Raw genomic sequence first — 15,390 nt, 5'->3', positions numbered from 1 at the left:
GGTCATTTCGAGAAACCCTTCTCTTTTTTTGATTGTGCATCTGCTTTCAACTCCTGCTTGTGATCTTCGACAGCCTGCTTGCTCTGATCTTTAAACTTCTCCAGTTTTTGTTCAAAACTACGCTTCGTTTGTTTCTCCTGACTCAATCTTAATTGTTCCAATGCTTGATCCATCCGAACCATTAAACTTTTAGCTTCTTGTTGGACAATATCTAACTGTGCTTCTAAATCAGCAAGTGTCTCCTTATCAGCAGACCACCCAGATAGATAGTTAAAGGAGTACTCTGACGTATCAATACCATAGTATGAAGAAACAACATAAGCAACACTTTCAGCCTGGAGTTCAGCAGTGCTTCTAGTTAGATTTTCTTTTTGAGGATTATCTGCATGATGCAACTCTGCATGAGCCATCTCATGTAAGAAAGTTTTAATAATTTGAGCCTTGTTCATCTCATTACTACGTAAAACAATTTGATTTTCTGGGACAGAATAATATCCATGTTTATTATTTTCCATCTCCTCAAATCGAACCGATACATCATTTTCTTTTGCAATAGCCATCAGGGCACGGTAAAGATTTGCATAGTCCAAATCAGTCAGCTGTTCTTTCACTTCTGCAGCTTTTGGCATCTCCTTTCCTTCTGTCTGACTAACATCAAAAACTGGTACCAAACCAAAGAATGTAACTGTTTCTGGTTTCCCATTTTTATCCAATATTGGTTGGTTATTCTCATCATTTTTGATCTTCGTCATAGGTTTAAAAATACGTAAAGCCTTCTCACCTTTTTTCACATAGCGACCAAAGTTTTCTTTCCACTGCTTGAAAGAAGCTACTTGCCTTGCTTCAGGATTTTGTGCAAGAATTAAGCGTAAGTTGCGATTAGAATAATTATTTAGTTGGCTCATTTTCGTTAGATAGTCTTTGTACTTATCTGAATCCAGAAACTCCTTAATCCCTTCTTTAAAATGACGACTTAATCCTGCCATATCTTTATTTTGAATAAAATCTGCGACTGCAAGACTGCCAGCTGCTAACACAACTTCGTCCGCTTGTAGACTCTCCTCGCCCTCTGGTTTAGAACCTGGTTTCGATCTAAAATCATACGGATTCGTTCCCTGAAGCAACTCCTCCTCATCAGAAACACCATCAGCATCCGCATCATGTTCCAACTCCTGCTTGTTGTAGCCTTGTTCTTCTAGTTTGATTTCTTCCTCTTGTGATTTCTCAAATTCTTCTCGGACTGTGGAGATCGTTTGTTCAACTTTTTCTGATAAACCTTTGATTTCTTTTTGCCATTTTTCAATAAGGGCCAATTGTTCCATAGGTGAGTCTTTGACTCCCAACTTCTCAAACCAAGCAGATAGATTTTCGACCTCAACACTATCCATTCCATCAAAAGAGATAAATCCAAGGCGACCATCATGACTACTATCTGTAAATCCAATTGGACTATTTTCCAAATCTCCAAATGGGAGTTGGGATAGAAGTTGATCTGCGTAAAGAGTATCTTCTAAAGCGTAACTGAACTGAGAAATATCTAACTCACTCGCCAATCTCTCCAGATGATACGGAGTGAATATGGCCCCATCTATCTTCATCAATTCTGGGTACTCTCTCATTTCTCGTGTTCCAAGTCTTCCTTTGTGAGCGATTGGGTTAATCTCATTCCCAATATCGTAACGGATGCCATCCTGGATCAGTTCACCATCGGGAGCGTAGATACTAAACTGGATCTTAGTTGGAGAGATGTAACCTTCTGGGCGACCATCAGTCACTTGTTTTAGTCCTTCCTGATGTAACGGATAGAAGCTCTGATTGGCCTTGTAAAGCTCTCTAGCAAAATCTTGATAAGATATCAGATCTGTTTCTTTAAAGGGCAATTTAGGCCCATCTGGGCGCTCCTCAGCCCATTGAAGGCGTACATGGTAGTTTTCTTTATAGATATGATCTTGTTTCCATTCTTTATAAAAATCTGAATTTGTGTCTAGAAGATGATCTTCTCCAGCTGCAGCAACAATCTGGTCAAATTTATCATTGTACCGTTTCGCATAGTCAAGATACTGATTCCAGGCTTGATGAAATTCTTCTGGAGTTTTTGAGATGTCACCTGGCACACCTAAATTATAGACAGTATCTAGGACTTGAGTAAACATAGCTGAATCAAGTAGTAAGCCATTCAGTGTGTTTTCAGGAGTTATTTGTTCAATTCCCTTAGTTGTATCAAGCTTGATTTCTTCAAACAAGCCATCTTTCAAAATGGTTTGCAACTCATTTCCTCTATCCTTGACATAATCCTCATTGATAGACAACTGTTCAATATTACCATCACGTTCACGAAAGACAGCAAGTATAACTTTTTCCTTAGTTTTCTCTACATCAACTTTTAGATCTCTCTTGATTTTCATGAGAGATGCAGGGACACGTTCTTCTCCTATATCTTTGAAAAGAAGCAAGAAATCCTCGTCTTTACTCTTGATAGCTTCTGAAAAGTTAAGTCGTTGCGCAATTCTCACTTCGTCTAAGTTATCCAAAACAAACGATTTAGGATCAAGAATATCCTCTAGCATAGGAATAACTTGTAATTTTTCTTTTAGACTATTACTAACCAGTATTTGATTATAGTCTCCCCTTCCCTCAGCAAAATCGACTACAAAATCTCCAGCATTCCTACCTGGAACAACTGGCCTGATTCCTGTTAAGTGTAAAAAGTTTTCTCGTTTAAAATTAACATCTAGCAAACTCACCTCTCCATTATTGGAATAGAAATAATAGATTTTACTATTCGCTAATTCCTCTAAATACCATTGAGATGATTTCTGAATAGAACCAGCGTACTGATTCATTCTTTTCAAATCATCAGCTGTAATTGGATGGTATTTCGATTGTCTTCGTTGCACTTCCTCAAAAGTTGTGCTAAAATGTAAGTAACGATAGGGTGATGTCGGGTGACTGGCAACAGTTTGCTCAAAGGTTGCTGATAATTCAGCTTCAGGTTCGGCACTGCCTACAGCATCATGCTGTGAATAGCCCTCTCCACCACTGGCCCTATCATTCATTTGCTCCTGGGAACTCTCAGGAGCTTTTTCTGTGCTCTGAATTTGTTTTTTGGGCTCCCTACCATCTCCAAGAGGATTGGAAGGTTTTTCATAGGTCACTGTTTTGTCCGAATCAATAACCATTTGTTTTCTAGGCTCTACTGAAAAACCTATATTATTCCAGTTTTCCTTCAACCACGCTGCATCTTCAGGAGAAAGGTGGCTGGTATCAGGAAAAGAACTTGATGAGTGAATTTCCTCAGTCTTCTCCATTTGTTTTTCCTGCCTCAGAATCTCATTCCAGTCTGTCTTCTCCTGACCTTCACGTTGTGGTGGTCTTGCATCGATAACTGGGATTTTCTTCTCCCGTAGTTTGGTGATAAAGTCTGTACCTGCTTTATCACGATCAACTGCCAACGTGATGAGATCATCGTATTTGTGATCTTGGAAAAGTGTGGAGGTTTCCGCTGCAACAGATAGGAATCTCGAGGTACGTGTTAGTTCGCTAGACTTGGTATAATCCCTTTCATCCATCGCAATCTCCCCTCGATCCTGTAACATTTCAAGAACATAGTGGGATAATACTCCCTCTTTCAATCCTTCCATCGCAACTAGTCGAACATCGTTTAATTCGCCCTTATGAAGCTCATAATAGCTCATAAGGTCAATTGGTGCCTCTGTCACAATTAAACGCTCAGGAGAGCCTATAGAAACGTTTAAGCCACTGATAGCCTCTGATTGATACATGATTTGTTTCAAGTAGCCCTTACCTGGATGACGTTCTTGATCAGGAACAAGTCCCTGAAGGCTCGCACCTACCAGTTGCTGATTTCTATCCAAGTATTTAAAAACTAATACGTCTTCTATAACGCCCTCTTTGTCCTTACGTTTAGCTTGAGCAATTACTCCCTTCTCAAGGAAGAAGTCGATTGTATCATCAGAGAGACCTCTAATCTCCTTAAGATAGGCTCTCGCCTCCACAAATGGTTGTTCGTAAGGCGCTAGTGTATAGTTGAAGGGTTTTCGCGCTTCCTCTACTGGTTTTGCTTCAGGAAAGGAACCTGTCTCCAAGAATACCATAGCATCTTTATAGCTGACATTTTGCATTTGTTGCACGAGATTGATAGTATCGCCAAATAGGTTTTGAGAATACCAATGCCAGGTATTTTTCACAGTATCAATCTTAAACGAGTCATGCTCGGCCCAGTAATACTCTCGGTGTGACTTTCTCTTCATTTCCATTCCGAGACTACGAGCTACTTCTAAAATATCCAGCGATTTTGCCTGTGCTTTTGTTAAAACCATCCTGTTTCCTCCTCGACCAATTCCTTGAATAAAAGATAACCCTCAGGAGTTGCATCTAGTTCACTAACAACTAATGGATCTTCCTGATTCGTTGTCACAAAAAGATGAGGAGCTAATTGATAAAAACTCTCCTCATCTGCCTGTATAAGTAGCTGCCAAATAGCATAACGTTCTGTGGCTAAATTTTCTAGCTTTAATGCTAGAACCTGCGAGATACTCTCCAGGTATCCTAATTGTGTTTTAGGTGTTTCCATCCTACTATCCTTTCTGTATGTTAGGCCACGAATAACTCTTTTAGCTGCGGAGTCAAATCGTTGGCATATAAAAGCAAGCCGTCGATGTCTGTTCCTTTTCGAGTGTATTCGTACCAGTTTTCTTTGTCTTCAGGGGAACTTGCAATCTCATCTTTTCTAGGATGATCATAGACACTTGCTTTTTTATCTCTGAAGACATTTTGTTTAGAAATAAAGACCAATCCTTCTTCTACCCCAATTCTTGCGACTTCATCTGGAGTTAGAAGGGGACGGCCTTGAATTTGTTTATTTTCACTTGATGATCCATTACGATAACTATGCGATTTTGAGGTGGATCGAGTGCGTATAGTCTGCTTACCTGACCTTGTAGAATAGTATTCCATCGTATCCTTGTCATTTGTCCCTAAAAATAGGTGAGTAGCACAGTTATTAAAGATGGTCTTCCAATCACTTTTATAAAGTGATTCTAGCTGATTGACAGCTTGGATGATAATCTTAATAGACATCTCACGACTACGAATAGAAGAGAGGACCTGGGCGAAGTTTGGAATACGGCCAATTTGTGCAAACTCATCGAAGATAAATTGAATGTGGCGAAGATTTTTTCTACTGTAGCCAGGTACTTTCCCTTGCAAGATATCATCAGCCTTATGTGTAAGAACCTCAAAACCAATCGCAAACAAGATTGAGGAAAGAAAATTAAAGGCGTTATTGGTTTCAGGAATAGCAATAAAAACAGCTGTCTTTTTCGTATTCCAGGTATCCATTTCCATGGTATCCTCACTAATCAAGTTTCGGACATCTTCGTGGTCGAAGATAGAATAACGAGAAGACAAAATCGCTACCACACTGTTTCTTGTCTCGCCTCTGAAATTTTGGAATAATTTCCACTGTTTATAAGCATAGTTGTTAGGTTGATGTTCGTTCAGTTCTTCAAACATCTGCTCGACAGGGCTTGGTACATCTGGATCCTCTCGATACATATTTCTTAATAGATCCGCAACGTGGCCTAGGTTTGGCATATATAACTGGACTCCAGTTTCAGGATCCTTAGAGTCAAAATAGAGATAACCAATCAATGCACGTTGCAGCATCAACTCTGCTTGAACCCAGAAGTCTTCTCCAGTATGCTCACTCTTCTTTGTTCCCTCAGTAATTGCTTCAGAAATACGATCAATATCTAGCTCAGACTTCATGTAATGAAAAGGATTAAACCGATCTGAATTCTTGAGCCGAATCAAATCAAAGATTTTAACGGCATAGCCAGTTTTCTCAAGCATCTTCCCAACTTCGTGTACCAGGTTTCCTTTAGGATCCGTCACAACAAAGTTTGAGTTCATCTGCATTAAATTTGGCAATACAAAAGTAAAGGTTTTACCATCTCCTGGAAGACCAATGACAATCACATTTTTATTGAGCTGAACATTGTAGGCTAAGCGAAAGTTAAATAAGCCCATTTTAACTTGTTTTGAAAAAATCATATTCTTCTCAAAATCAACGTCTTCAAACCGTCTCATTTCCTTCAAAGTCGCAAAACGAGCACTACCTTGCTCTTCTCCCTGACGATATAAATTCTTATCCATAGAAGCATAGACAAGCAGTGGGAGGCCGAATCCGATCAACCCTGCATATAAGGCTCCTGAATCAAAGAAAACACCAAAAGAGAAGCGTTCCCAGTGTTCTATCAACCAACGAAGCCGCAACATTCCCATGAAAGGCACTGCTGCAGTCGAAAGTTGGTAGTAATGGTAAAAGGACTGGAAAATAACAAATGAAAATAGCCCCACCACCAGGTAGGGCCATATAGGTTTTCTAATCATCGTGTCTTCTCCTTCCCAATCTCCTTCGTAACTACTGGCATCGTTCCTTTATAGACCTTATTTGTCTTATAGTAATTGATTTTATCTTCAGGAGTCATTTCATGTGGTTTCTTCAGCACCTTTTTCGCAAACTCTTCCAATTTTTCTGGGCTTTTCGTGATATCTGCCAACATCTCTTTGAGAGCCTTTTCTACCAAGGTGCGATTTTTTGTTTCAAAGAAGAGATAGTTTGTACCATCTTTTTGATGATAAGTAAAACCTACCTTATACTCCTCCAGGTAATGCTTCAACTTAGCCAAGTGAACTTCACTATTTAATAACTTCTCGACATCTTTTTTTGATTTTGTGGCCATAAAGTCATTGAATAGCGTCTCCCCTTCAAAAGTTCGATTTGCCGCCTTATGTTGTTTCTTGTCATAATGGGCTTTTGCGAGGGCATACAGAGCTTGTATCGTCATCTCCAGAGTAACTTTTCCTTTTAAAGCCAGAGAATGACTGACTTTTTCTTGATCCATGTAAGACCTCCTTTATTTTGGATAATTGGATAGTTCTGGCTTAGCAATAACCTGGAATCCGTAAGGTGCTGAAGGTTCTTCCTTCACAGTAACTACCAAGCGTTTCTGACTTCTATTCTCACCGTCTTTCACGGCCACTACATAGGTTAGCTGATAAGTTGTTTCATCAACAATCAAGCTAGATTCCAAAATCACAGACTGCAGTTGACCTGCTTGTCTATCTATCGTTAATTGAGGAGCTACGAAATCAGTCATTTTCCCTTTATCAGAGTAAAGGGCTGGCAAAAAGTAACGTGAAAAGGCATCTAGTTCTCCTGTTTTTGACTGAATAGTTTTTAGATTTGAAAGTTCCTTGGACAAGGCCGAGAGTTGCTTTTCTTGATGGTAAACTAGCGTAAGGGATAAGCCAGCAAGTGTCAGACTTCCTACTAGACCAAACAACACCAGAACTCTTCCTAAATACACCCAAAAAGAGCGTTTAGAAGAGGTTCGAGGTTTGGGAGTTTCATGTTTCAAGGAAGTGGCTTTAGCTTTCTCTTCAGGAGTCTTCTCTACATGTTTTGTTTCAGGCTGGCGCTTAAAGAAAGAGTTTTTTGCTTCTTTTGCTGGGGCCTCCTGGTGATTCAACGTACCAGGCTTCAGGAAGAGGCTATCCACAATTCCCTCAAACGGCAAATAGACATCTTCTTGGTAGATCACTACATTCTTTTTATCCAGTTCCTCTACCAATAAAACGGCCTCTGCCCCCTCATGCTTAACCTTGGCATTTTCTCGCTCCAGGGCTTGATACACAAGGTCTCGATTCTTATACGTTGTGGTCGTGTTTTGTGTCAGATTGGTTAAACGGTACATGTTTTTCAGCTCCTTTCAATTTTCCTTCAGCAAGAGCTGTTTCAATATCAGCCCAGGTTAAATTATGTTCGGCCAAGTAGTTTGACCGTTCCTCATGTTTGGCCAGAATGATTTGAGTTTCTAGCTGCTGCAGTTTCTCTTCTTCCTTCTTGGCCTTGGCCATATAGTCAGCTAAGCGGTCTTCCGCTTTCTGTTTTTGTTTTTCCAAAGTTTCTAATTTTGTCATTGTTCCTTTTTCCCTTCTGTACTTTGTGTTTGGTTAGTGATTGGTTTGTTTAACGATGGAATACTCGCCTTTTCGCTGGTGTTCAAGCTGTCCACAATCAAAATGGGGTCAATATGATTTACCAGGTATTTCCCATCTTGCTTGCTGAAGCGAATCCGTATGGTTCTTGAAGATCCTACGTTTGTTTGGGCGTTAGTATAATCATACTTCTTCTGTAACTGTGTCTGAGTGTATCTCACTTGAGCTAGGGCAACATGGTTTTCTTGATCGATGTAGATGGTAGAAGACTTCATCTGTGTATCCACTACATAGCCCTTATAGGTTTGTACCGTTGGTTCTTCTTCAGAGTTCACTTCCTGATTGTAAGCAGCTTCTGTCATATAGGGCAAATAGCGATTTCTATTTTCTCCCAGATCCTGCTTATTGAAGTAAGCCGTCAAGAATTCCTTTACATATTCTTGCGTTAGTTCGCTTCCCTCTGCTTTGGTTTCTTGTTGCGTAGTTTCAGCTTCCTGTTTAGCTTTCTTTTGTGATGAGGTTGCTGCTCCAATCCAGAATACGAATCCTAGAACTAGCACAACTCCTATAAGGATTCCTCCTACTTTCAGGAGTTTCAATTTCTCCATATCTATCATTTTCATGATTTACCTTCTTTCTTTTTTAATTCGGTGTCGCAAATGTATAGTAGTCAGCTGGATAGAGAACACGAAAATGGACCTTATCCTGTACACCTTGGACATTACATTCCGAAACTAGGAATGAACCGTCTAGGTTCACAGCTTCCACAATCGCAACATGACCGTATCCACCTGGTGTCCCACCAAATCCACCTAGAATTGATACAACAGCCCCTCTCGTTGGTGACGTACTGTACTTCCATCCTTTTGCGACTAGGCTTGTTACCCAATCCTGACCATTTCCAAGGTAACCATAGGACCCTGATAAGTCTGTAATCGTTCCTAGTTCAACTAAACGATTATACGCATACCAAGTACATTGACCAACTGGGTAGCCGCTTCCTTGTTGTGTAGTCATAGAAGCTTGTGTAGGAGGGTGCTCCACTTTTGACTGATACTCGGCAGGGAAATTCCAGGAAGATGCTAACGCTCCACCTCCTCGAACTTGTTGAGTAAGAAAAGCGTGGATCTGCTTAGCATTATTCTGGCGCTCTAAGACCTTATCTCCAGAGTTTCCTTCCCAATTAACCAGGAAACGCTCTGTAAGCGTCTCTACATCCTCTGTACTAGTTAGAATTGAAGTTAGTCCTGTGATATAGTAAGGAGTATCCCCCTCCAACATAAAATCCAGTTGCAGTTCCAAATCATACCACTTCTTATTCTTAGATTTTGCATAGTTTAATAATAGAGTATGTCTCGTGGAGCCATCCGCTGTATCTGTCCACTGTCCCAATCCTAAACCTCGTCGAAGAATATTTGGGTATCTTCCGTTATAAATCGCTGGTCCTCCTATAGCTAACCATGACTCATCATCCCATGAAGAAGAATCAGCCCCTACTGGTGGGCTAAGATAGTCTCCTTCAGCACGTTTAGGATTGATATTACTTTCAGTTGCAAAGTTCCCAAGCATGGCTGCCAAACCATTATCTGTCAGCCCTGGTACCTTTTGCTTCAAGTAATCTTTTATCGCTCGTGATTTTTGCCCCAAATCGCCATTAAGTGTGGTAATGACTGAGGTTGTCTGATTGTACGTGACAGATTGAAAGTAAAAGCCTGGATTAACTGATGTCCACTTTTCTTTCTTATCCTTTGTCGCTTTTTCCTCCAATTTTTGATACTGAATGATCTGGTAACCATTTGCCGTTACCTTCCCAACCTCATCTCCAGCTTTGACCTGATCACCGTCAGAAACACGGATATTTCCTACCTCTTCATAAGTAAAGATGGCTTTATCTGTTTTGATGGATACAGTCATATCATCTGTCACACTGACTTGACCGTCAATAGGAGCTCTTAGAGCTTGTCCTGTTGAAGCTTTTAGTTGTGTTTTTTCATAAATTTCACTCTTAGAGGTATAACCAAATCTCTTCAGGATAACTAGAGGAGCTTGATAAGAAGGATCGTCTTCCTGGTAAAATGGATTAGCTAGTTCTTGATAAGAGGGGTATCGACCAACTTCTTTAGTCAACTCCTCTAGCTCTTTATACTCTTCTAACTCGCTATCACTCAACTTAGTCCACTTGAGATCTGACGAGGGGCCATATAAGTCAGCCATCTTCTTCAAATTGTGAGGGTCATCATTCAAATGATTCCAAAGATCATTCAAGGCATCAGAATAGTGATTAAAACCTAATGTCCCAGCCCATTCACCACCTGTTCCATCTTTCCAGGAACTCTCTGGCTTCCAATCACTACCGTAGCGAAAGTTCATGAAAAAGAGCATATCATCGATGTTCGTCCAATAGTCAACCTTATCATTTGACTTCTCTCTATCACGTTTACTGATTTGAAGCCAGGATTTGTTCAAGTCAAATTCATTTTGTTGGACTGGACCACTCCCTCCAAAAACAGACATAAATATCCCAAATACTGCAAAGATGATAAACATTAAGAAATAGGACTTGACAGCTAAAGGATTTGTTAAAATCGAACGTAGTATTTTTGACGAAAACTTTAAGACTTTTCCTGTACGTTTTGATGCCTTCCCAAACTTTGAACGTCCCAGTCGCTTTTTGGCATGTTTCATTTTTTTGCTGAGTTTTCCTTCCCAGGAGAACTCTTTTGGTGTTCGAGTATACCCTCGCCCTCTGATGAAATTATAGCTTTTATTGAGCTGTCCATAGCTGTGCTTGATTGAATACTTGGATAATTTTCCTACAGCATTTAACGCTCTTTTAGAGGTGTTTACCTGGTACTTAAATTGACGAATATTTTGCCTAGCCTGAACCCAGTCTCCAAGAATCTCATTATCTCTGACTGTCTTCTCAACGTCGTGTCTCGCTTTCATTCGGGCACTTTGTTTTGCACGTTTCTTCAGGCGGTTAGGAATATAACTATCATCTGCCTTTTTAGCTCGTTTATAGAGCGTTGTGGCAATTTGTTTTTCCAACTTTGCTCGATCACGTTGTTGCTTAAAGAAAAGACCTCTAGCTGTTGCTTGAGGTCCTTTGTGTAATTTATAATCTTTGTTCGCTAAGCGATAATTCTTCTTAGCTTCTTTAAATGCAACTCTTGAGTCTAAACGTGCTTCTTTAGGAGCTTTTTTATTATTGAGGTATGATCCTTCTTTGATTCTCCTCTTGCGCTCCTGTTTTAATTGTTTAGGATCACTTTCAAACAAAAGATATCACCTCTCTTTCTATTTTTTAACTATCTGTCGCAACCAATTGATAGAGTTTAGTATCTTTAGGAATAGGGTTTTCAAATGGAACAATTGTATCTCCAGCCACAATCAAACCCGTACCTTTTGCTTTTGGTCGCAAGACAAATCGCTCCAACGAAGGCGTAAGAGGGATTACCTGCTCCAGGGCTTCTAAGTCTGTCCGCTTCAGCTTCAGGAGGGCTAGAAACTCACAGTTTGCGACTAGCTTTCTACCTTCCTCTGTAGATAAAACAGTCTCTGGATTCTGTGTAATCCCTGTTGGAATAGCCCCGTACTTACGAATACGTGAGTATAGTTCTGTAAAGAAGGTTGCTTGCAGTTTATTTTTGAAGTATAGCTGCAACTCATCAAAGTACAACCATGTAATGGATCTACCTTGGTTATTGACTACCTGATTCCAGATGAAGTCCTGAATCACCAGGAGAGCAAATGGCTTCAATTTACCACTCAACTGCTTGAGATTGAAGATAATAAAGCGACTATTCATATTGACATTTGTAGGATGAGCAAAGATATCATTTGAACCGATAGTATAAGGTTCTGCCTTCAGCGCCAGATCCTTAGCTACGGCTTCAGGTTGACGTTCTAAAACTGCTTGCCAATCCTTAAATGTTGGTTTTTCAAATTCCTCATAGGTCTTTCTCGTTACACGGTCAATCATCGCAAATTCATCGTCTGATACCTCAGAGAATATATTCTCAAACAAGGTTGATAAGAGGTTTGATTTTTGGCCAATCGGGTCACTATCTTCTGCCTGTAATTTGTCCTTATCAGGTAGATCCAACAAATTAAAGTGATGTTGCGATCCAGGAGCGATTGTGATAATTTCTGCACCCAATTCTCGACCAATACCAGTGTACTCATCTTCAGGATCGACGATAATAATATTATCTTCAGGATAACGTAGAGTCGTAGGAATAATCTCTCCTCCTTTAGCAAGAACAGATTTTCCTGATCCTGAAGTCCCAAAGATACAACCTGAACCTGTATTCAAGTCTTTCTTACGGTCAACTGTGATAGCGTTCTTTGATAGCTGATTCTGGCCATAATAAATTGCACGTGGACTGTTAGATCGAAGATCTACGTTGGTAAATGGGACTTGTGTGGCCAAGTTACTGGTAGTCATATCTCTCATAAAACGGCGTTTTACGTTGATAAATGGAATTCCAATCGGTAGAATGGTATTCAAGGATTCTTCCTGGTACAAGTAACACTTATCCAGTTCTACCGTATTCTTACGGACAGATCGTTGAACCTGCTCTGTGTAGATATTCAACTCTTCCAGAGTGTCAGCTATGAAGAAAATCGTCATCACACCTGAAAACATTTTTTGGTCATTGTCCTGGAGTTCTTCAGTCCATTTCTCTGTTTCGCGAGATGTCTCCACAGCTTTCCCACCAACCGCCAGGTCACTTCCATAACCTTCTTTTGCGGCAGCCTTCTGACTTTTGATCATTTCCCTACGTACACTTGACTTAACTGTCTTGATTTTCTTCAGTGCATCTGCAGTATCATAGGGCTTCGCATGCAGACTGATAGCCAGTTCAATTCCTGTATCCAGGATATTCTTAATCAGTTTGTCATTCAAGAAGGTAGGATATTGTCTAACATACATCACCCTTGCGAAACAATCATCAATTTTCATATGATCTTTTTCAAACTTCAGATAGTTTGGAGCTACAAAGTCCCTGGTGGATAATCCAGAAATAGCGATGTCTTCATAGTTAAAATCAATAAAACCTTCTCGCCTCAAGAGTTTTCGGAAGATAAGAAGACGATCCAATCCCTCTAACTCCTTAAAGGAGATTCCTAAGCCACTGTATTGACTTTCAATAACGCTGGCTGTATCATCAAGGATTCTTCTAGCTTGATGATCCTGGTCTGTTTGGGTAGTAATCGTCAGATATTTTTCTACCTTGAAGGTGTTTTGTTCCTGAGAAAAACGATCATTGATCATCGCATTGTATTCTTTACGATAATCATCATATCCGTCTCCAACCAAATCATAGCGAATAGAAGATAAGCTATTGCTTTCTACCCTACGATTCAGGATCAATAGCTGCATATCATTGTCAATGTCCAGCGAATTAAAAATATCAGCGCTTGTTTCAATAATATCAATTCGCTCATCATCTGTTGCAGTAATATAGCTTGTATCACCTAGGCGATAGGTCTTTGAAAATTGATCATTTGTAATTTTCATGAGGCCATCAGGCATCAACCATTGATAATTAAGACTATTCTGTGTAGATGCCGTCATGGTACGTCTTAGACGTTTGGCCCGTTCCCGTTCCTCCTTAGAGAGTTTCGGGGTTTTCTTTCGGCCGAATAAATTCATTTCTTGTGTATTCCTTTCTGTCATAATCTGTCTGATAAGAGCGTTCCTGCTTGGTTAACATGAAACGAACATTATCTTTAATTTTCTCATCGAAATAACACCCGAAAATAACAAAAGGCGCTAATAACAAAATATCAACGCCATAAAGAATAGTATCAGGTGCCTTCAGCCAATAGAGGATGGTTGTGACAACTACTGTCAATGCGATACCAAATAGTAGCACTAACTGTCTCAGTGTCATATACCCTAAAACTGGCCTTTCGTAGCTATCTAAAGCCTTTAAAAATTCACTGCCTAAACGTGTCATTCTGTTCCTTTCTTTCCATTATCTGGGCCGTAAAAGGTATCTACAATTCCTGCAGAGCGTAAAGCAGATTCCAATGCCGATCTCGCTAGCTCAGAAGCTGCAATACCTCTTACCTTCAATTCCCATAACTCTTCCTCTTTTTCCTTAATTAAATTATCCATCCAAGCATTGTCTTGCACAAGCTCATCTCGCCGTTGCTTGAGTTCTTCTAAATTCATACTTTATCCTTTCCATCAAAAAAACAGCTCTTCTTTAGAACTGTTTCATTACCTACTATTTTTATTTATTGAGAAGTCTTTGCCAGAACGATCGTTTTTGTAAATACTCTATCTTCTCTTCTGCTACATTTTTCAGTCTACGTAAACGTTGTGATTCATTGGTTAGACGTTGATTTTTAGAGATAATTTCTCCTTTTTCCTGCTTCAATCTTTGTTTATCTGATTCTAGTTTTTGATTATCCTTTTCTAACTTCTTGTAATACTCCTCCTCTTCGTGATAGTTTCTCAAGATTGTTTCGGCTTGCTTAATTTCTTTTCTCAGCTGGTTGACTTTCTCAGTTTTTTGATTGAAGTTCTCTTCCAACTTCTCAATTTTTGCCTGCAATTCCTGACACTGTTCTTCATACGTTTTCAATGTGTGGTACTTCCTTTCATTGTCATCTAAAAAGACAAATGCTTCTATGTGGTATTTATCAAAATTCCCATACAGTTTATAGTTTGTTTCCTGATAAACTTTCCTCACTCTATCAGCAACACTTTTAACCTGTTCAGATGAAGTAAATTCTTCAGGTACATAAATCTTAGTAGACTTAGGGAAATGAGCCTTGGCTTCAAACAAGGGAATACCTTCTTTAGCTAATTTTATCCGTTTAACAGGTTCTGGTCTTCTCGTTTTATAAAATTCGATACCTAGTTGACCATTTAAACGGTAGTATTCAGAATAAGGATAAGTCTCATCGATATCAATCAAGAGCTTTAGAATAACAAAGTCTTCATCTTCAAATACAATCCGTTGCATCGGAGAAATAGCTTTAGGAAAAATATAAGCCGTATGATTGTCATATTCAATCTGAAATTTCTCAATAGTCTTGAAAGCCTCGATAAAAGCATTCAGCTCAGAGGAATACTCAAAGCTACTTTCTAACCCCTTTAACGGGCTCTCTTCACCTGGATAGTAACTAAAGTATGGTTGACCTACATAGCGACCATCTTTTTTCTGGCTACTTCTTGGATTAACCTTGAGACCCGTTTCCAAATCAAAAAGAGTCGCCTGTTCTTTCGGCGTCGTAATAATTTGTGCTCGCCCCTTTAGAGCGAGTGCTTGAAAAGCATTCACAATCTCTTCTTCTCTGGATTCTTTCCGCCATACTGCATAAAACTTCGAAACAGCCATACCATCT

The 15,390-nt window shown here is 39.7% G+C and carries 12 protein-coding genes; all 12 read right to left on the bottom strand.

Annotated features, from left to right (window positions below):
• Window positions 1–2: 2 nt before the first annotated feature.
• The gene (locus tag D7D53_RS00375; protein ID WP_033681038.1) at window positions 3–4,340 is read right to left on the bottom strand and encodes a PBECR4 domain-containing protein; all 4,338 of its coding nucleotides are present in this window, start codon (window positions 4,338–4,340) and stop codon (window positions 3–5) included.
• Window positions 4,331–4,594 carry a hypothetical protein gene (locus D7D53_RS00370; protein WP_000449753.1) on the bottom strand — a complete coding sequence of 88 codons (264 nt, stop codon included), beginning with the start codon at window positions 4,592–4,594 and terminating at the stop codon, window positions 4,331–4,333. The genes D7D53_RS00375 and D7D53_RS00370 overlap by 10 nt, the downstream gene beginning before the upstream one ends.
• Before the next feature lie 20 nt (window positions 4,595–4,614).
• Complete coding sequence (locus D7D53_RS00365; protein ID WP_033681037.1) at window positions 4,615–6,414, bottom strand: VirD4-like conjugal transfer protein, CD1115 family; 1,800 nt, start codon at window positions 6,412–6,414, stop codon at window positions 4,615–4,617.
• Entirely contained in the window at window positions 6,411–6,929 is a 519-nt protein-coding gene (locus D7D53_RS00360) for a hypothetical protein (protein WP_033681036.1), read from the bottom strand. Before D7D53_RS00360 ends, D7D53_RS00365 begins: the two co-directional genes overlap by 4 nt.
• A gap of 12 nt (window positions 6,930–6,941) precedes the next feature.
• The gene (locus D7D53_RS00355) at window positions 6,942–7,781 is read right to left on the bottom strand and encodes a hypothetical protein (protein ID WP_033681035.1); all 840 of its coding nucleotides are present in this window, start codon (window positions 7,779–7,781) and stop codon (window positions 6,942–6,944) included.
• Window positions 7,735–8,007: a hypothetical protein gene (locus tag D7D53_RS00350; RefSeq protein WP_033681033.1), complete on the bottom strand. Its 273-nt coding sequence runs from the start codon at window positions 8,005–8,007 to the stop codon at window positions 7,735–7,737. Before D7D53_RS00350 ends, D7D53_RS00355 begins: the two co-directional genes overlap by 47 nt.
• On the bottom strand, window positions 8,004–8,648 hold the full coding sequence (locus tag D7D53_RS00345) for a hypothetical protein (RefSeq protein ID WP_033681032.1): 645 nt from the start codon (window positions 8,646–8,648) through the stop codon (window positions 8,004–8,006). Before D7D53_RS00345 ends, D7D53_RS00350 begins: the two co-directional genes overlap by 4 nt.
• Window positions 8,649–8,667: 19 nt before the next feature.
• On the bottom strand, window positions 8,668–11,304 hold the full coding sequence (locus D7D53_RS00340) for a phage tail tip lysozyme (protein WP_033681031.1): 2,637 nt from the start codon (window positions 11,302–11,304) through the stop codon (window positions 8,668–8,670).
• Window positions 11,305–11,329: 25 nt separating this feature from the next.
• On the bottom strand, window positions 11,330–13,684 hold the full coding sequence (locus tag D7D53_RS00335; protein WP_033681029.1) for a VirB4-like conjugal transfer ATPase, CD1110 family: 2,355 nt from the start codon (window positions 13,682–13,684) through the stop codon (window positions 11,330–11,332).
• On the bottom strand, window positions 13,644–13,991 hold the full coding sequence (locus tag D7D53_RS00330) for a PrgI family protein (RefSeq protein WP_000197459.1): 348 nt from the start codon (window positions 13,989–13,991) through the stop codon (window positions 13,644–13,646). Before D7D53_RS00330 ends, D7D53_RS00335 begins: the two co-directional genes overlap by 41 nt.
• Entirely contained in the window at window positions 13,988–14,209 is a 222-nt protein-coding gene (locus tag D7D53_RS00325; RefSeq protein WP_001047223.1) for a hypothetical protein, read from the bottom strand. The genes D7D53_RS00330 and D7D53_RS00325 overlap by 4 nt, the downstream gene beginning before the upstream one ends.
• Window positions 14,210–14,270: 61 nt before the next feature.
• Window positions 14,271–15,383, bottom strand: coding sequence for a hypothetical protein (locus D7D53_RS00320; protein WP_033681027.1), 1,113 nt, complete (start codon window positions 15,381–15,383; stop codon window positions 14,271–14,273).
• Window positions 15,384–15,390 lie beyond the last annotated feature (7 nt).

The sequence above is a fragment of the Streptococcus gwangjuense genome, from assembly GCF_003627155.1.
Lineage (GTDB): Bacteria > Bacillota > Bacilli > Lactobacillales > Streptococcaceae > Streptococcus > Streptococcus gwangjuensis.
Note: the sequence above shows the minus strand (reverse complement) of the source record. Positions and strands in the feature narration are given on the sequence as shown.